We start from the raw sequence: 17,072 nt of genomic DNA on the forward strand, positions 1-17,072 counted from the left end.
GCTACTTCGCGGAGGGTGACTCGGAGGACTGCACCGAGTAGATCTCGCCCGCGGCGGGCTCGGCCGCCTCCACCGGCTTGCCGAAGTCGCCGAGCGAGACCGTGGAGACCACCTTGACCTGGTCCTTCGGGGCCTTGGACCCGGCCACCCCGGTGAAGTTGAAGGTCTCGATCACCTTGTGCAGCCGCCCCTGGGCGTCCAGCCAGGCCTCGTACGGGACGTCCTTGGTGGTGAAGGTCTGGGCGCCCATCCGCAGCGAGTCCGCCCCGCGGCCGCCGGTGGCCTCGGCGGCCTTCGCCAGGTCGAGGGAGCCCTTGTAGTGCTTGAGCTCGACCCCGCCGACGGTCTCGGTGCCGACCAGCTCGGCACTCTGCACGCCGCGCAGCGCGCCGGCCGCGCCGGCCGGATCGGTGGCCCCGCTGCTGACCAGGTTGCCGTCCGGCAGCTGGCGGACGTCCAGCTTGACCCACTTGCCGGCCGGGATCTTGGCGCCGGTGTTCTGCAGGTAGACCGTGCCGGGCAGGACGATCTCCTGGATGGTGCCGGTGGTCGCCGCCCCGGGCGGCACGGTGATCTCCAGCCGGCCGATCCGCTTCACGTAGTCGTACCCGCCGGTGCCGGTGAAGGCGGCCTTCTTGTCCGCGGACTCGGTGGTCAACTGGGTGGTGGCGTGCACGGAGCCGGTGCGGCCGGTGATGTCGGCGGCGCTGCGGACGGCGGTCAGCGGATCGGCGGAGAGCTGGTCCGCGGAGCTGCTCCGCGGGTGGCCGGCGGCGCCGCAGGCGCTCAGCGCGGCGGCCAGCACCGCCACCGCGGCGGCGGACCGGACGGGCTGCACGGTCCGGCGGCTCTTGATCGGCTTCTTCACTGTCGACACAACCCCCTCGGGCGCGGGTGCCCGGCAAGCCACCACCCCGGGTGGGCAGAGCTCTTCACCGTCAAACGAGCCGGCGGCTCAGGGGTTACGCAATTGGGGGCGCGGGTACCTCGTCGCGCGCCGGGTGCGGCACGGGCTACCGTGAGGCAGGTGTACAGCGAGCGACCGGTCGAGCCCGGTGCGGTACCCACGTCGGACCATCGCGTATCGGTGGACGAGCGCGGCTCGTTCGCCTTCGCCGGCTGCAGCTGCGGCTGGTTCGCCCCGGCGCGCAGATCGAGGGACCGGGCCAGGCGGGACGCCGCGGAGCACCAGGCGGAGCACCGCGGCGAGCACCGGGGGGAGCGCGCGGGCTAGCGCCTCGGGGCCTCAGGCCGCGAGGTCGCGCTCCTGGGGACCGGGCTCGGCGCCGACCGTCGGGCCGGGCCTGCGGGCGCCGCCACGCCGCCGGCGGCGGCGGCCGGAGGGCGCGGCCCGACGCGACCGGGCCACGATCAGCGGCGCCGCGGCCGTCCTGGTCAGCGCGTGGCAGAGCGGGACCAGCACCGCCATCGCGATCGGGGCCAGCAGCAGCACCACGGCGGTGGCCAGCGCGTACCCGCCGATCACGTCGGTCGGGTAGTGCACGCCCATGTACATCCGGCAGAAGCCCTGGAGCAGCGCGAGCAGCCCGGCGACCAGCCCGAGCCGGCGGTTGACCAGCAGCACGGCCACCGCGATGCCCATGGACATCGCGGAGTGGTCGCTGACGAAGGAGAGCGTGCCCTCCTTGCCCTCGACCAGGACGTTGAGCTCGGGGTGGTCGACGAAAGGTCTGGGCCGGTCGACGATGGCGGAGATCGGCAGGTTGGCCAGCTCGGCCAGGGCGACCGCGATCGGGGCCCAGAGCAGCCCGGCGACGGCGACCGGCGCGTCCGGCGCCTTGCGGGCGCGGAGCCAGGCGGTCAGGCAGACGGCGGCGAGGCCGAGCAGGATCCCGTACTCGCCGACCCAGGAGACCAGGCCGTCCAGCCAGCCGGGGGCTGACCAGGACAGGCCGTTGATCACGCGCAACAGGTCGAGGTCGGGGTTGCCCGTGTCGGCGAGCAGCGTCGACACGCCACACCTCCCTCTCTCGTCACGGTGGACTCCCGGTCCACCGTGCAAGAACGCCGGAAGCGGTTGCCAGGTTTCCGGTCCGACCCGCTGTTATGGAAACTTGACACACCGTCCACTTGACGCGCACACGAGCGGGATTCGCCGGGTCAGGTCCCGGTCGGTGGGCGGCCGGAGGCGGTGGCACCCGCGCCGGTGGATGCGGCGCCGGCCGGTGCCGGGCCGGTGGGCGCCGGGCGGCCCGCGGCCGCGGCGGCGGGGTTCGGGCCGGTCGGGCTCGGGCTCGGGGTGGCCTGGTTGCCGCCGCTGGGGCCGCCGCCACCGGTGATGCTGCCGTCCGCGCCGCGGACCGGCAGCGCCTCGGCGCCGTCCTGGGTGACCCGGGTCGCGCCGATGTAGTCCCGCTGGTCGATGGTGTCGTAGCGGATCACCGCGCCGGTGTGCGGGGCGTCGATCATGTAGCCGCCGCCCACGTAGATCCCGACGTGGTGGATCGAGCGCGGGTCGCTCCGGTCGTTGGCGAAGAACACCAGGTCGCCGGGGCGCAGTTCGCTCCGGGAGGGGTGCTCGCCGGCGTACCACTGGTCGTTGGCGACCCGGGGGAGCTTGATGCCCACGCTCTCGAACGCGGCCTGGGTGAGGCCGGAGCAGTCGAATCGGCCGTTCTGCGAGGGCAGACCCTCGCCGCCCCAGAGATAGGGGGTGCCGAGCTTGGTCTGGGCGTAGTAGATCGCCCCGGCCGCCTGTCGGGAGAGGCTGACCGTGCCGCCGGTCGCGGGCGCGGTGAAGCTGCGGGCCAGCGACTGGATGCTGCGGACGTAGCCCTGGGTCTCCTGGTACCCGGGGATGCCGCCGGCCCTTATCACCGCGTACGGGCCGGCGTTGTAGGCGGCGAGCATGTTGGCCTGGCGGTCGCCGGGCACGTTGGCGACGTCCCGGGCCAGCGCGCAGTCGTAGGTGGCCGCGGAGGCGATGGCGTCGGAAGGGTCCCAGATGTCCCGCTTGCCGTCGTTGTTCCCGTCGGTGCCGTAGGAGGCCCAGGTGCCCTCCAGGAACTGGGCCATCCCGTAGGCCTTGGCGGGGCTGCGGGCCGACGGGTCGAAACCGCTCTCCTGGTAGAGCTGCGCGGCGAGCATCGGGGGGGAGATCTCGGGGCACAGGGTGCCCCATTTCTGGATCAGCGGCTGGTAGGCGGCGGGCACCGTGCCGCTGGAGAGCGCGAGGTTGTTTCCGGCCGGTTGGGAGGCGCCGCTCGCGGCGAACGTCCCGACACTGACCAGACCGACGAATCCGACCGTCACAACTGCCGCAGCGGCGGCGGCAGCGCCTGCCTTGCGGAGTACCATCAGCACCATCCCGACGAAGCGTCAGTCAGTAGTGTCCCGGAAGGCGTTGCTCAGCGCAATCATCGCGAACACATAGAGTGAGCCGTATCCTTCGTACGGTGGACATCCTGTCGTACGTGACCCGTGCCGCACGACCAATCCGCGAGAAGTAGCCAAGTCGACATCAGATCTGGCCAAGAATAGGACCGGCCCCTTCGCTCGACCATGGTTCGGGGCCTTGAATTTGCCTGATCGGGCGGTGAGATGGAAATGAACCTGAGCAGCGTGGACAGCAAGGTGATCGGGTACCTGGCGGAGGATCCGCCGAAGAAAGCCAATATCGACACCATCATCGGTGGGATCGCGCCCGACTGGGGCCCGTTCGCCAGCCTGGGCTCCGAGGCCCGGGTGATGGTGGAGGTCGTCATGGCCGTCGCCATCCTGGCCTGTCTGGGCCTGGCGGTCTGGGGTGCGGCCAAGCAGCGGATCGGTGCCACCGCGATGAGGGACACCTTCAGCGCCGAACAGGGCAAGGGGCTGATCATCGCGGGTCTGACCGGCGTGTTCATCATCGGTTCCCTGGGCACCCTGTTCACCATTGTCTACGGCATGGCCATCTGACGGTCAGATAGTCGTCCCGGCGGGCCGGTCCTACCGCGTCTGCTGGGTCCGTCGTGTTCCACCACCGGAGCCCCGCCAGGGCTCCCCGCACCAGGAGGGCCGCCGTGCCGTTGTCCGACGACCAGCCGCACACCCGTACGCGGCTACCGGTCGCCGAACAGTCCTCCTACCAGGTGACCGGCCGTCAGCCCCGGCCACTGCGGACGCTGCTGGCCGTCCTGGTGGTGGTCACCCTCCTGGTGCTGGCGATCTCCATCGCCAACCGCGGCAAGCCCGACCCGGGCGGCTCCTCGGCCTCGGCCGACGGGGCCGCCGCCGCCGGCGGATCCCCGGCCCCGGCGCAGACCGCGGCCACCGGCCAGCAGCCGGTCACCACCACCGCCGGCGGGGTCGCCAACGGCTTCCCGCACACCGACCAGGGCGCGCAGTCCGCCGCGGCCAACTACGCGGTCGCCCTCGGTTCGGCCGAGATGTTCCGCGCCGAGACCCGGCACCCCCTGGTCGCCACCGTCGCCGACCCGAGCGTCACCCCGCAGCTCCAGGAGCGGCTGGACAAGGCCTTCGGCCCGGAGACCGTCACCGGCTTCGGCCTGGACGCCCAGGGCAAGGCGCCCAAGGGCCTGACCTTCGTCAGCCGCAGCGTGCCGGTCGGCACCCGGACCACCAACTCGGCCGACACCGCGACCAAGGTCGAGGTCTGGTGCACCGGCCTGTACGGCCTGGCCGGCGAGAGCTCGACCAAGCCGGTCTCGCAGGACTGGTACACGCTGACCGTCACCATGCGCTGGACCGGCAGCGACTGGAAGGTCACCGACTTCTCCCGCGCCTCCGGCCCCGCGCCCGTGCCCGGCGACCAGCAGGCGGCCACCGCCGAGGACATCACCAACGCCGTCAGGCAGTTCGGAGGCTTCCGCTATGCCCGCTGACGGCCCACTGCGCCTGCTGCCCCGCGCGGCCACCCTCGGTGGCGCGATGGCGGCCCTCCAGCTCGCGGCCCTGGTGACGGCCCAGCAGGTCTTCGCCGACCCGACCCCCTCGCCCAGCCCCTCGGGCTCCAAGTGCGCCGGCCAGGAGGCCACCGTGCTCGGGGCGGACCAGCTCTGCGCCCCGCCCGGGGCCACCGTGGTGCCCGGCAGCGGCAGCGTGGCCAGCGTCACCGACCCGCTCGGCTCGCTGGCCAAGGGGTGCGCCCAGGCCGCGGCCTGGGTGGTCCGCAAGCTGTCCGGCGCGATCGACGGCACCACCCAGGTCGACTTCACCAACGCCGCCTTCCTGCAGCAGTACGCGGTGGTCTTCGCCGGGTCCACCATCATCACCCTGGTGCTCTGGCTGCTCGCGGTCACCAAGCGGGCGGTCCGCGGCGCCCCGCTCGGCCAGGCCTTCGCGGAGGCGATCGGCTTCCTGTGGCTGACCGTGGTGGCCTCCGCCTTCACCCCGCTGATCCTGTTCACCCTGGTCAGCGTGACCGACGGGCTGACCACCGCGATCGCGGCCGGCACCAAGTCCGACACCGGCACCTATCTGGGCGGCTTCGCCGACACCCTGGAGAAGGGCACGATCGGGGGTGGTCCGCTGATCCTGATCATCGTCTCGCTGGTGGCGGTGCTGGCCGCCGCCGTGCTCTGGATCGAGCTGCTGGTGCGGGCCGCGATGCTCTACGTCGGGGCGCTGCTGGGCACCGCCGTGTACGCCGGGCTGGTGGACAAGCAGCTGTGGAAGCACGTCCGCCGCTGGGCCGGGCTGATGCTGGCGGTCGACCTGGCCAAGCCGATCGTCGTGATCATCCTCGGGCTGGCCGGCGCGGTCGCCACCGGCGCCGGGGCCGACGACGACTTCGCCCGGGTGCTGTCCGGCCTGGCCATCCTGTTCCTGTCGATCTTCGCCAGCGCCGCCGTCTACCGCTTCGTGCCGGGCCTCGGCGACGAGATGCTCCAGCTCCGCCAGGCCCGTGCCAGCGCGGTCTCGGCCGGCTCCGCGATGATCAGCGGTCCGGCCAACCTGGTGAAGCAGGGCATCTCCACCCACGGCTCGCGCGGCGGCCCGCAGACCGCCAACGCCTCGGCGGGCGGCGGCAGCGGCGGCGGCTCGGTCGCCCCCGGGATCGCCGCGCACGCCGGCCGCACCCCCGCGGCCGCACCGCCGCCGCAGGGTCCGCCCCTGAACCGTGACAGCAACTCAGCGAAGGGAGGGTGACGGGTCGGTGAGCAGCGAACCGCTCGGCCAGTACGGAGCCCAGTACGCCCAGCCGTACGTCCACCAGCGCCGCACGTACCTGATCGGCAAGTCCCGGCCCAACGCGCCGATCGGACGCAACCGGGAGACCGGTGAGATCGCGCTGATCATCTTCGGTGCCTTCCTCGGCATGATGTGGGGCCTGCTGCTGCCGATCCTGCCGCTGCGGATCGCCGGGCTGGTGGGCTTCCCGCTGCTCGCCATCATGGCGGTCTACGTGCCCTACCGGCGGCGCACCTTCTACAAGTGGGCGGAGATCAACCGCACCTACCGGCGGACCTTGCGCAGCGGCCGGGCGGTCTGGAAGTCCGAGGTGATCGACGCGGGCACCCGGCTGGACGGTCGGGAGATCGAGGTCGGGCCGCCGCCCGGGGTGGGCCGGCTGCGCTGGCTGAGCGCACCGTTCGGGCCGGACGAGGTCGCGGTGCTGATGCACCTGGAGCGCCGGACCGTCACCGCCGCGATCGAGATCGAGGGCCCGGGCGTCGGCCTGCGCGACTCGGAGGACCAGGAGACCCTGGTCGACCGGTTCGGCACCCTGCTCAAGCACGTGGCCAACGGGGACGGCTTCGTGACCAGGCTGCAGATCCTGGCCCGGACCCTGCCCGCCGACCCGGACGCGCACGCCAAGGACGTCGAGCGGCGCGGCGCCCAGGACGCCCCGCGCTGGCTCCAGGACTCCTACGACCAGCTCCAGTCGATGGTGTCGACCTCCTCCGAGCAGCACCGCGCCTACCTGGTCGCCTGCATGCACTACACCCGTGACCTGGCGGCCGAGGCGCACGCCATGGGCCGGGACGCCACCGGCCGCCGGACCAAGGACGACGACGGGCTGGCCGCCGTGATGGCCCGCGAGCTGACCGACATCTGCGCCCGGCTGGCCGAGGCCGACATCCGGGTCCGCCAGCCGCTCGGCCAGGCCCGGCTGGCCTCGCTGGTGCACTCGATGTACGACCCGGACCACCCGATCGACCACCTCCAGGCGATGAGCCGGCGCAACGCCTGGCCGGCCGAGCTGGACGCCACCCACCCGCAGCTGCTGCAGGCCAAGACCCGGGAGTCGGCCACCCGCGAGCCCTGGTGCCACGCCACCGCCTGGATCAAGGAGTGGCCGCTCACCCCGGTGGGCGTCAACTTCCTCGCCCCGCTGCTGGTGCACACCCCGGACGTGATCCGTACGGTGGCCGTCACCATGGACCTGGAGCCGACCGACGTCGCCATCGAGCGGATGCTGACCGAGAAGACCAACGACGAGGCCGAGGCCAACCGCGCGGCCAAGATGAACCGCACCGTCGACCCGCGCGATCTGGCCCACACCGGCCGGGTCGACCAGCGCGGCGACGACCTCGCCTCCGGCGCGGCCGGGGTCAACCTGGTCGGCTACCTGACCGTCTCGGCCCGCAACCCCGAGGCGCTGGCCCGGGACAAGCGGACCATCCGGGCCTCGGCCGGCAAGAGCTACCTGAAGCTGGAGTGGTGCGACCGCGAGCACCACCGGGCGTTCGTCAACACCCTCCCGTTCGCCACCGGCATCCGCCGCTGACCCCTCGGAGGCACCGCCATGGCGATCGGCAACCTCACCGACGCCTTCACCAGCCTGATGTTCGGCAAGGTGGAGACCACCCGGCTCCCCGTCCGCACCTCCACCGGCCAGGCCCAGGCCGTCTACCTGCCCACCGCCGCGCCCGGCCTGGGTGACTCGGGCGTGATCATCGGCCGCGAGGTGTACAGCGGGAAGGGATACGTCTACGACCCGTTCCAGCTGTACGGCCAGCAGCTGCCCGCCCCGCACTGGCTGGTGCTGGGCGAGTCAGGCAACGGCAAGTCCGCGCTGGAGAAGACCTATGTGCTGCGCCAACTGCGCTTCCGGGACCGCCAGGTGGTGGTGCTGGACGCGCAGGGCGAGGACGGCGTCGGCGAGTGGAACCTGATCGCCAACGCGCTCGGCATAAAGTCGATCCGGCTCGACCCGATGTCGGCCCGGGACGGCGGTGTGCGGCTCAACCCGCTCGATCCGTCCATCACCACCACCGGACAGCTCTCGCTGCTGCGCACCATCATCGAGGTGGCGATGGGGCACGGGCTGGACGAGCGGGCGGGCTTCGCGCTGAAGGCCGCGCACGCCCATGTGGTGGCCTCGGTGACGGACCGCCAGCCGGTGCTGGACGACATCATCAACACCCTGCGCAGCCCCGAGCTCTCCTCGCTGGAGTCGCTCGGGGTCGCCGTGGACGACGTGCAGTCCTGGGGCCTGGACGTGGCCCTGGTGCTGGACCGGCTGGTCGACGGCGACCTGCGCGGCATGTTCGACGGGCCGACCACGGACGGCATCGACCTGGATGCGCCGTTGATCGTCTTCGACCTCTCGCACATCGACCGCAACTCGATCGCGATGCCGATCCTGATGGCGATCGTCGGTGTCTGGCTGGAGCACACCTGGCTGCGGCCGGACCGGGTGAAGCGGATCTTCCTGGTGGAAGAGGCCTGGCACATCATCAACAGCCCCTTCGTGGCGCAGCTGTTCCAGCGGCTGCTGAAGTTCGGCCGGCGGCTCGGACTGTCCTTCGTCGCAGTGGTCCACCACCTCTCCGACGTGGTGGACGGGGCGGCGGCCAAGGAGGCCTCGGCGATCCTCAAGATGGCCTCCACCCGGACCATCTACATGCAGAAGGCCGAGGAGGCCAGAGCCACCGGCCGGGTGCTGGGCCTGCCGCGCTGGGCGGTCGAGATCATCCCCACCCTCTCGCCGGGCATCGCGGTCTGGGACGTCAACGGCAACGTCCAGGTGGTGAAGCACATCATCACCGAGGCCGAGCGGCCGCTGGTCTACACCGACCGCGCGATGACCGAGGACGCGATGGAGGAGCGCCAGCGCGCCGAACGGCAGTTGGCGGCCGAGCCCCGGCGCTGAGGCCCGCCCCGCGCCGCTCGCCGCCGCGCCCACGCCCCGTCGGATCCGTCCGGCGGGGCGTCAGTCCGTCTGCCCGGCACTCGGATGCTCGGCTTCATGACGTGTCCAGGAAACCCTCTCGTTACGTCCAGGGTCCTGACAGCTACGCGCGTTGACCCTAGGCTTCTCTGGATCATATGGCGCACCCGCCAGCCCGGCCCCGTCCCACAGCGGGGCCCCGACTGTCCAGGGGATCCCTCATGCCCAACACCGGTCTCACCGGTCGATACCGCAAGGCGACGTACGCCGTCGCCGCCGCCGCGGGCCTGCTCGGCACGGTGCTCGTGCCCGGCGTCGCCCAGGCGCACGGCCACCACCAGCCCAGGGTCGTGGACCTCCAGCTGCTGGCCATCAACGACTTCCACGGCAACCTGGAGCCCCCGGCCGGCTCCTCGGGCACCATCAAGGAGATCGACCCGGTCACCAAGCAGACCGTGTCCACCCCGGCCGGCGGGATCGAGTACCTGGCCACCGCACTGCGCGAGGCCCGCAAGGGGCACGACAACTCGCTGACGGTGGCGGCGGGTGACATCGTCGGCGCCAGCCCGCTGATGTCCGGCCTGTTCCACGACGAGCCGACCATCGAGGCGATGAACAAGCTCGGCCTCGACGTCACCAGTGTCGGCAACCACGAGTTCGACGAGGGCTCGAAGGAGCTGCTGCGGCTCCAGAACGGCGGCTGCCACCCGACCGACGGCTGCTACGTCAAGGGCCGCAGGTTCAAGGGCGCCGACTTCGAGTACCTGGCCGCCAACGTCACCAACGAGAAGACCAACAAGCCGATCCTGGACCCGTACTGGGTGACCAAGGTGAACGGCGTGAAGGTCGGCTTCATCGGTGTCACGCTGGAGGGCACCCCCAACATCGTGACCGCCGAGGGCGTCAAGGGCCTCAAGTTCGGCAACGAGGTCACCACGATCAACAAGTACGCCGCGGAGCTCAAGCGCAAGGGCGTCAACTCGATCGTGGCCCTGGTCCACGAGGGCGGCTACCCGGCCAGCCCGGTCTATGACTTCGACTGCGGCGCGGGCGGCTCCGGCGTCTCGGGCCCGATCGTGGACATCGCCAAGAAGATCGACCCGGCCGTCGGCGCGATCGTCACCGGCCACACCCACAACGCCTACGCGTGCAGCATCCCGGACCCGAACGGCGTGCCGCGCTCGGTGACCAGCGCCGCCTCCTTCGGCCGGCTGTACACCGAGATCGACCTCAAGCTGGACAAGCGCTCCGGTGCGATCGTCCGCCCCTCGGTGACCGCCGCCAACCACGTGGTCCGGCGGGACGTGCCCAAGGCCGCGGACATGACCAAGCTGATCGACTACTACAACAAGCTGGCCGCCCCGATCGCCAACCGCCCGCTCGGCTACATCGGCGCGGACATCAACGGCCGCGGCTCCACCGACCTCGAGAAGCCGCTCGGTGACGTGATCGCCGACGCCCAGCTGGCCGGTCTCGCGCCCAAGGACAAGGGTGGCGCGCAGGTCGCCTTCATGAACCCTGGCGGTATCCGCTCCGACCTGGTCTACAAGGCCTCCGGCGCCGAGGGCGACGGTGTGGTGACCTACGGCGAGGCGTTCACCGTCCAGCCGTTCACCAACATGATGCAGGTCAAGACCCTCACCGGGGCCCAGCTCGTCCAGTTGCTCCAGCAGCAGGTCAGCGGCCTCAACGAGGCCTCGCCGAAGATCCTGCAGAACTCGGCCGGCTTCACCTACACCCTGGACCTGACCAAGACCGGCGCCGCCCGGATCGTGGTCGACTCCGTCAAGCTGAACGGCGCCGCGATCGACCCGGCCGCCTCGTACCGGGTCGCGGCCAACGAGTTCCTGGCCGGCGGCGGCGACGGCTTCCCGGCCTTCGCGGCCGGCACCGACAAGCTGGTCGGCGTCTCCGACCTCGACCTGTTCGCCGCCTACCTGGGCGCCAACAGCAAGGCCGGCTCCCCGCTGCCGATCCCGGCGCAGAACCGGATCAAGATCATCGGCAACGGCCAGGACCAGGACTGACCCGCACCGCGGCAGACCGGGCGGGGCACCCTCGGGTGCCCCGCCCTTCGGCGTCACGAGGCCTGGGCCGTGTCTAGTCCGCCGCCGGGTGGTCCGGCTGGCCGGGGAGGCGGATGGTGGCCAGGGCGCCCGGGCCGCCGTCCGCGGCCGGGCCGAGCGAGACCTCGCCGCCGCCGTCCCGGACGGCCTGCGCCACGATCGACAGGCCGAGCCCCGAGCCCGGCAGCTGCCGGGAGGACGGCGAGCGCCAGAAGCGGTCGAAGACGTACGGCAGCTCCTCCGCCGGGATGCCCGGCCCGTGGTCCCGGACGGTCAGCCGGCCGGCCGTCAGCGCCACCTCGACGGCTCCGCCGGACGGGCTGTACTTGACCGCGTTGTCCAGCAGGTTGATCACCGCCCGCTCCAGCGCCGGCCCGTCGCCGTGCACGTACCAGGGGGCGATGTCCAGCACGAAGGACAGCCCGGGGCCGCGCAGCCGGGCCCGGTCGACCGCCCGGTGGGCGATCTCGTGCAGGGCCACCACGCTCAGGTTCTCGCCCGGCTTGGGGGAGTCCGGGCGGGAGAGCTGGAGCAGGTCGCCGATCAGCAGGGTGAGTTCCTGCATCTGCGCCTTCATGTTGGCCAGCATCTTCGCCCGGGTGGCGGGCGGCAGCGCGCGGCCGGTGTCGTCGCTGCGGATCAGCAGGTCGACGTTGGTGCGCAGGGAGGTGAGGGGGGTGCGCAGCTCGTGGCCGGCGTCCGCGATCAGGCGGGTCTGCCGGTCGCGGGAGTTGGCGAGCGCGGTGGACATGGAGTTGAACGAGGTGGACAGGCGGGCGATCTCGTCGTTGCCGTGCACCGGGATGGTGGTGCCGACCTCCTCGGTACGGGCGATGTGCTCGACCACGTCGGTGAGCTGGTCGACCGGCCGCAACGCCGACCGGGCGACCAGACGGCCGATGAACCCGGCGCCCACCGTGCCGACGCCGACCACGCCGAGCAGGATCAGCGCGAGGTTGTTCAGCGAGTCCTGCACGGATTCGATGGGCTGGGCGACCAGTGCGACGTACTGCTTGACGGTCTGGTTGGGCAGGCGGACATCGACCGGGACGACCCGGACCATCGCGGGCGTCCCGTCGGCGTACTCGCCGTCCCGGAAGCCGGCGGTGTGGCCGCCGAGGGCGGAGAGGTCACCCGGTTCGGTGCGGATGGCGTGCGCGTCGCCCTGCTGGAAGCAGGCGGAGCCGTCGGGGGAGATCAGTTCGACGTCCCACTTCAGCGGTCGCAGCGGCAGGCCGTCCGGGGAGCGCCGGGCGGCCGCCAGGGCGGCGGTCGGTGTGACGTCGCAGGTGAAGGAGTTCTCCCGCCGGGCCGGGCCGGAGAACAGCGAGTCCGCCTCCGTCAGGTTGCTGTGGACCTGCTCGTACAGCCGGTCGCGGACCAGGAACCAGCAGGCCAGGGCGGACAGGGCGATCGCGATCGCCACCGCGGCGGCGGTCAGCATGGACAGCCGGCTGCGCAGCGAGCGGCTGCGGTACCAGCGGACGGGGTGCGGCCGCCGCCGGGGGCGCTCGGGCGGGTAGGTGGGCTTGGGCGGGGCGGCCTCGCTCACGCTGCCGCGCCGTTGGCGCTCCGCAGGGCGTAGCCGACGCCGCGGACGGTCTGGATGACGCGTGACATGCCGCCCTGCTCGGTCTTGCGCCGCAGGTACATCACGTACACGTCCAGGGAGTTGGAGGACGGTTCGAAGTCGAAGCCCCAGACCGCCTTGAGGATCTGCTCGCGGGTCAGCACCTGCCGGGGGTGCGAGAGGAACATCTCCAGCAGCATGAACTCGGTGCGGGTCAGCTCGATCGGCCGGCCCTCGCGGGTGACCTCGCGGGTGGCCAGGTTCATCCGCAGGTCGGCGAAGGCGAGCACCTCGCTGTCGTCGGTGTCGACCGAGGCCCGGGCCGCGGCCTCGGCGGCCAGGGCGTTGCGGCGCAGCAGGGCCCGTACCCGGGCGAGCAGCTCGTCCAGCTCGAAGGGCTTGGCCAGGTAGTCGTCGGCGCCAACGTCCAGGCCGGTGACCCGGTCGCCGACCGCGTCGCGGGCGGTGAGCATCAGCACCGGGACGGCGTCCCCGCGTGAGCGCATCCGGCGCACGGTGGTGAGCCCGTCCATCCGGGGCATCATGATGTCGAGCAGGACGAGGTCGGGCCGCTGGCGTTCGACCGCCTCCAGGGCCTCGTAGCCGTCGGTGGCGGTGGCCACCTCGTAGCCCTCGAAGGCCAGGCTGCTCTCCAGGGCGTCCCGCAGGGCGGGTTCGTCGTCGACCACCAGGACGCGGGCGGTGGGGCCCGCGGCCTCGGCAGGGGTGCGGTCGTCGGCGGGGGGATTCATGGGCTCGGGCCCTTTCTGAGTCCGTACGGTGTGGCCATTGTCCTGCGGGGACGGCCGGTTCAGAGGTTCTGACCGGCCTGCATCTTGCCGAGCACCTGCTTGACGTTGTCGATCGGGATGGCGAAGCCGAGGCCGACGCTGCCCGCGCTGCTGGAGCCGGCGGTGGAGTTGGAGCCGCTGGCCGAGTACATCGCGGAGTTGATCCCGATCACCTGGCCGTTGGCGTTGAGCAGCGGGCCGCCGGAGTTGCCCGGGTTGAGCGCGGCGTCGGTCTGCAGCGCCTGGTAGGTGGCGGTGTCGCCGGTGGGGGCGGCGGGGGAGCGGCTGCCGGTCAGCCCGGGCAGGTTGGGGAAGCCGAAGCCGCCGTTGCCCTGGGTGGCGCCCTCGTCGACCTGGACGGAGACCTTGCGGTCCTTGGCACTGATGATGCCGGAGGTGACCGTCCCGGTCAGCCCCTCGGGGTTGCCGATGGCGACCACCGAGTCACCGACCTGGACGTCGGAGGAGTCGCCGAGGACCGCCGGGGTGAGGCCGCCGACGCCGGTGGCGTCGATCACCGCGACGTCCAGGGACTTGTCGGTGCCGGTGACGGTGGCGCTCGCGGTGCTGCCGTCGCTGAAGGTGACGCCGATCCGGCCGCCGTCCGAGACCGCGCCGGAGATCACGTGGTAGTTGGTGAGGATCTGCCCGCCGGCGGTGAGCACCACTCCGGTGCCGGTGGCGGTGCCGCCGGTGGTCTTCACGGTGATCTGGACGACGCTGGGCGACACGGCCGCGGCGACCGCCGCGACGTTCGCGGTGCCGTCGGACTTCGCCGATACCGGGCTGACCACGGTGGCGGCGGTGGTCCGGCCGTCGCGGGCCTCGGCGAGCACCCCGCCGGTGACCCCGCCGATCAGCGCGGCGACGCTCGCCACCGCGGCGACCAGCAGGAGCCGGCCCTTGAGCAGGCCGCGCCGGGCGTGGCTGCCGCGGCCGGCCGGGGCGGCGGTGCCGGTGGCCGGCTCGGGTGGGGTGGGCGGCTCCGGGGCGTCGCGCCAGCCCTGCTGGTGCGGGCCGTCCTCGGCCCGGAACACCGTGCCCTCCAGGACGTGCGCGGTCGGCGGCCCGGCGGGCGGCGGCGGGGTCCACCCCTGCTGCGGGCCGTACGCACCGTGGCCGGTGTGGCTGCCGTGGGCGCCGTGGTCACCGGGGACGCCGTGGGTGCCGGGGACGCCGTGGGCGTCGTGGGGGTGCTGCTGGCCGGGGTTGCCGCGCTGCTGCTCGCTCATGGAGCAAAGGTCCGCCCGGATGATGAGGATCCGATGAGAGCCGGGTCAGAGCCTCCCGAGAAGCCCGTTCGGTTCTCATAAAGCCTGGTCAGCGTACGGATCGCGGCCGGGCGGCCCGCGAACGGGATTACCGCTGGTCGGGGGCCCCGCAGCCGCAGGAGCGCCGGACCACCAGGTGGGACTGGAACTTGCGGACCCGCTCGGTGCCGGAGCCGGGGACCATCAGCGAGTCGTCCAGCACCAGGTCGACCGCGGCGCGGGCCATCGCGTCCCGGTCCGAGGCGACGGTGGTCAGCGGCGGGTCGGCGAGCGCGGCCTCGGGGATGTCGTCGAAGCCGGCCACGGCGAGGTCCTCGGGCACCCGCAGGCCCACCTCGCGGGCGGCCCGCAGCACGCCGATCGCCTGGTCGTCGGTGGAGCAGAAGATGGCCGGCGGGCGCTGCGGGGAGCGCAGCAGCTTCACCGCGACCTCGTAGGCGCCGTAGCGGTGGAAGGGGGCGTCCACCAGGTTGGGCTCGACGGCCAGCCCGTGCGCCTCCATGGCGCGCTGCCAGCCCTCGACGTGGTCGATCACCGGGTCGCCGGGCGCGGGGGACTCCACCGGGCCGCCGAAGCAGACCACGTACGGGTGCCCGTGCACCTCCAGCAGGTGGCGCACGGCCACCTCGGCCCCCACCACGTCCTCGGTGACCACCGCGACGTCGTCGATCGCCTCGGGGCGCCGGTGCAGCAGCACGACCTTGGCGCCCTCCATCGCGGCGAACTCCTCCGCGGCGCGCTGCGAGGGGCCCTGGCTGACCAGGATCAGGCCGGCCACCCGCATGCCGAGGAAGGCGCGGACGTAGTGCACCTCGCGGTCGTCCACGTAGTCGGAGTTGCCGATCAGGACCAGCTTGCCGCGCTCGGAGGCGGCCCGTTCCACGGCGTGCGCCATCTCGGCGAAGAACGGCTGCCGGGCGTCCGGCACCACCATGCCGATCAGGTTGGTGCGGCGGGAGGCCATCGCCTGGGCGACGCTGTTCGGCCGGTAGCCGAGCTGCTCGATCGCCGCGAGGACCTTCTCCCTGGTCGCGGGCGCGACCGGGCGCGGCCCATTGTTGATCACATAGCTGACGACCGCGGTCGAGGTCCCAGCCAGTCGGGCTACATCGTCGCGCGTCACCTTGGCCACGCAGGGAGTCTACGCGGGTCGCACGTCCACGCCATGAGCGGAGTCACGCTGCTTTCGAGCGGGCCGGACCCGATCCGGTCATACCGGGGCAAGCCGCTCCGGCCGACGGGGTGCGGCCCGCCGGCCGGTCGCCTCAGACCTGCTGCGCCGTCGCCGTGGAGCGCGACGGCTCGCCGCCCGGGCGCTCGCCCTTGTCCGCCTTCTCCGGCACCACGAAGCGGTAGCCGACGTTGCGCACGGTGCCGATCAGCTGCTCGTGCTCGACCCCGAGCTTGGCCCGCAGCCGCCGGACGTGGACGTCCACGGTGCGGGTGCCGCCGAAGTAGTCGTAGCCCCAGACCTCCTGCAGCAGCTGCGCCCGGGTGAAGACCCGGCCGGGGTGCTGGGCGAGGTACTTGAGCAGCTCGAACTCCTTGAAGGTGAGGTCCAGCACCCGGCCCTTGAGCTTGGCCGAGTAGGTGGCCTCGTCGACCGAGAGGTCGCCGTTGCGGATCTCCATCGGGCTGTCGTCGGCGACCACCTGCAGCCGGCCCATGGCCAGCCGCAACCGGGCCTCGACCTCGGCCGGGCCCGCGGTGTCCAGCAGGACGTCGTCGATGCCCCACTCGGCGGTGACCGCGGCCAGGCCGCCCTCGGTGACCACCAGGATCAGCGGGCAGCCGATGCCGGTGGACCGCAGCAGCTGGCACAGGCTGCGGATCTGCGGCAGGTCGCGCCGGCCGTCGACCAGGATGACGTCCGCACTCGGAGTGTCGACCAGGGCCGACCCCTCGGCGGGCGCCACCCGGACGTTGTGCAGCAGCAGCCCGAGGGCCGGCAGCACCTCGGCGGACGGCTGCAGGGCGTTGGTGAGCAGGAGGAGAGAACTCATACCCGGTAGTCCCCTTTCCGGGTCGTCGCGAGCGCAGGGCGGCGGGGGCGGTGGCGGCCCGGCGCTGCTGCGTGGCGGGGTGGGGGAACGTCCGCAGGGTGAGATCCGGGAGGTCCGGCGGTGCGCACGGCGGTGCGGAGCCGGTGCCGGGGGTCCCGCAACCCCTGGTGCTCCGCCGCTGCCCTGCCCATCCGTGAACCTTCCGGTCTGTGCCCGCGCCGGGCGGGGGCCCGACGCCGATTGCTTCACCCCGGCGCAGCGGCGGCACACCGTTGTACCGCGTTCGCGGGGT

At 72.4% G+C, this 17,072-nt stretch carries 15 protein-coding genes; 7 read left to right on the plus strand and 8 right to left on the minus strand.

Annotated elements, in window-relative coordinates:
* Window position 1 precedes the first annotated feature (1 nt).
* Window positions 2-868 carry a hypothetical protein gene (locus AB0K43_RS26900; RefSeq protein ID WP_363644132.1) on the minus strand — a complete coding sequence of 289 codons (867 nt, stop codon included), beginning with the start codon at window positions 866-868 and terminating at the stop codon, window positions 2-4.
* Between the two features lie 159 nt (window positions 869-1,027).
* On the opposite strand from AB0K43_RS26900, the gene AB0K43_RS26905 reads away from it, so the two are divergent.
* Window positions 1,028-1,234 (plus strand): hypothetical protein, encoded by a 207-nt coding sequence (locus AB0K43_RS26905; RefSeq protein ID WP_363644134.1) that lies wholly within the window; start codon window positions 1,028-1,030, stop codon window positions 1,232-1,234.
* Between the two features lie 12 nt (window positions 1,235-1,246).
* Here AB0K43_RS26905 and AB0K43_RS26910 read toward each other — a convergent pair whose 3' ends face one another.
* Entirely contained in the window at window positions 1,247-1,975 is a 729-nt protein-coding gene (locus AB0K43_RS26910; RefSeq protein ID WP_363644137.1) for a phosphatase PAP2 family protein, read from the minus strand.
* 146 nt (window positions 1,976-2,121) lie between these two features.
* The gene (locus AB0K43_RS26915) at window positions 2,122-3,318 is read right to left on the minus strand and encodes a bifunctional lytic transglycosylase/C40 family peptidase (RefSeq protein WP_363644139.1); all 1,197 of its coding nucleotides are present in this window, start codon (window positions 3,316-3,318) and stop codon (window positions 2,122-2,124) included.
* A gap of 249 nt (window positions 3,319-3,567) precedes the next feature.
* On the opposite strand from AB0K43_RS26915, the gene AB0K43_RS26920 reads away from it, so the two are divergent.
* From AB0K43_RS26920 to AB0K43_RS26945, 6 genes are all read left to right on the plus strand, one after another.
* Window positions 3,568-3,918, plus strand: a complete 351-nt coding sequence (locus AB0K43_RS26920) for a hypothetical protein (RefSeq protein WP_350637454.1) — start codon at window positions 3,568-3,570, stop codon at window positions 3,916-3,918.
* Window positions 3,919-4,022: 104 nt separating this feature from the next.
* Window positions 4,023-4,844, plus strand: a complete 822-nt coding sequence (locus AB0K43_RS26925) for a hypothetical protein (RefSeq protein WP_363644142.1) — start codon at window positions 4,023-4,025, stop codon at window positions 4,842-4,844.
* Window positions 4,834-6,111 (plus strand): hypothetical protein, encoded by a 1,278-nt coding sequence (locus tag AB0K43_RS26930; protein WP_363644144.1) that lies wholly within the window; start codon window positions 4,834-4,836, stop codon window positions 6,109-6,111. Before AB0K43_RS26925 ends, AB0K43_RS26930 begins: the two co-directional genes overlap by 11 nt.
* Window positions 6,112-6,118: 7 nt before the next feature.
* Window positions 6,119-7,693, plus strand: a complete 1,575-nt coding sequence (locus tag AB0K43_RS26935) for an SCO6880 family protein (RefSeq protein ID WP_363644146.1) — start codon at window positions 6,119-6,121, stop codon at window positions 7,691-7,693.
* A gap of 18 nt (window positions 7,694-7,711) precedes the next feature.
* On the plus strand, window positions 7,712-9,061 hold the full coding sequence (locus AB0K43_RS26940; protein WP_363644148.1) for an ATP-binding protein: 1,350 nt from the start codon (window positions 7,712-7,714) through the stop codon (window positions 9,059-9,061).
* A 239-nt stretch (window positions 9,062-9,300) separates the two neighbouring features.
* Window positions 9,301-11,106 (plus strand): bifunctional metallophosphatase/5'-nucleotidase, encoded by a 1,806-nt coding sequence (locus AB0K43_RS26945; protein ID WP_363644150.1) that lies wholly within the window; start codon window positions 9,301-9,303, stop codon window positions 11,104-11,106.
* A gap of 73 nt (window positions 11,107-11,179) precedes the next feature.
* Here the strand turns inward: AB0K43_RS26945 and AB0K43_RS26950 are convergent, their stop codons facing one another.
* From AB0K43_RS26950 to AB0K43_RS26970, 5 genes are all read right to left on the minus strand, one after another.
* Complete coding sequence (locus AB0K43_RS26950; RefSeq protein ID WP_363644152.1) at window positions 11,180-12,697, minus strand: HAMP domain-containing sensor histidine kinase; 1,518 nt, start codon at window positions 12,695-12,697, stop codon at window positions 11,180-11,182.
* Window positions 12,694-13,467, minus strand: a complete 774-nt coding sequence (locus AB0K43_RS26955) for a response regulator transcription factor (protein WP_363644154.1) — start codon at window positions 13,465-13,467, stop codon at window positions 12,694-12,696. The genes AB0K43_RS26950 and AB0K43_RS26955 overlap by 4 nt, the downstream gene beginning before the upstream one ends.
* 59 nt (window positions 13,468-13,526) lie before the next feature.
* On the minus strand, window positions 13,527-14,738 hold the full coding sequence (locus tag AB0K43_RS26960) for a trypsin-like peptidase domain-containing protein (RefSeq protein ID WP_363644156.1): 1,212 nt from the start codon (window positions 14,736-14,738) through the stop codon (window positions 13,527-13,529).
* A gap of 127 nt (window positions 14,739-14,865) precedes the next feature.
* On the minus strand, window positions 14,866-15,909 hold the full coding sequence (locus AB0K43_RS26965; RefSeq protein ID WP_363644158.1) for a LacI family DNA-binding transcriptional regulator: 1,044 nt from the start codon (window positions 15,907-15,909) through the stop codon (window positions 14,866-14,868).
* 133 nt (window positions 15,910-16,042) lie between these two features.
* Window positions 16,043-16,780, minus strand: coding sequence for a response regulator transcription factor (locus tag AB0K43_RS26970; RefSeq protein ID WP_363644160.1), 738 nt, complete (start codon window positions 16,778-16,780; stop codon window positions 16,043-16,045).
* Window positions 16,781-17,072 lie beyond the last annotated feature (292 nt).

This window comes from Kitasatospora sp. NPDC049258 (genome assembly GCF_040678895.1).
Classification (GTDB): domain Bacteria; phylum Actinomycetota; class Actinomycetes; order Streptomycetales; family Streptomycetaceae; genus Kitasatospora.

What these genes read in the sequence shown, in the direction of transcription:
- AB0K43_RS26915 (WP_363644139.1), bottom strand. Translation starts at nt 3,318, where the DNA reads ATGGTACTCCGCAAGGCAGGCGCTGCCGCCGCCGCTGCGGCAGTTGTG.
- AB0K43_RS26920 (WP_350637454.1), top strand. Translation starts at nt 3,568, where the DNA reads ATGAACCTGAGCAGCGTGGACAGCAAGGTGATCGGGTACCTGGCGGAG.
- AB0K43_RS26930 (WP_363644144.1), top strand. Translation starts at nt 4,834, where the DNA reads ATGCCCGCTGACGGCCCACTGCGCCTGCTGCCCCGCGCGGCCACCCTC.
- AB0K43_RS26940 (WP_363644148.1), top strand. Translation starts at nt 7,712, where the DNA reads ATGGCGATCGGCAACCTCACCGACGCCTTCACCAGCCTGATGTTCGGC.
- AB0K43_RS26945 (WP_363644150.1), top strand. Translation starts at nt 9,301, where the DNA reads ATGCCCAACACCGGTCTCACCGGTCGATACCGCAAGGCGACGTACGCC.
- AB0K43_RS26955 (WP_363644154.1), bottom strand. Translation starts at nt 13,467, where the DNA reads ATGAATCCCCCCGCCGACGACCGCACCCCTGCCGAGGCCGCGGGCCCC.
- AB0K43_RS26960 (WP_363644156.1), bottom strand. Translation starts at nt 14,738, where the DNA reads ATGAGCGAGCAGCAGCGCGGCAACCCCGGCCAGCAGCACCCCCACGAC.
- AB0K43_RS26970 (WP_363644160.1), bottom strand. Translation starts at nt 16,780, where the DNA reads ATGAGTTCTCTCCTCCTGCTCACCAACGCCCTGCAGCCGTCCGCCGAG.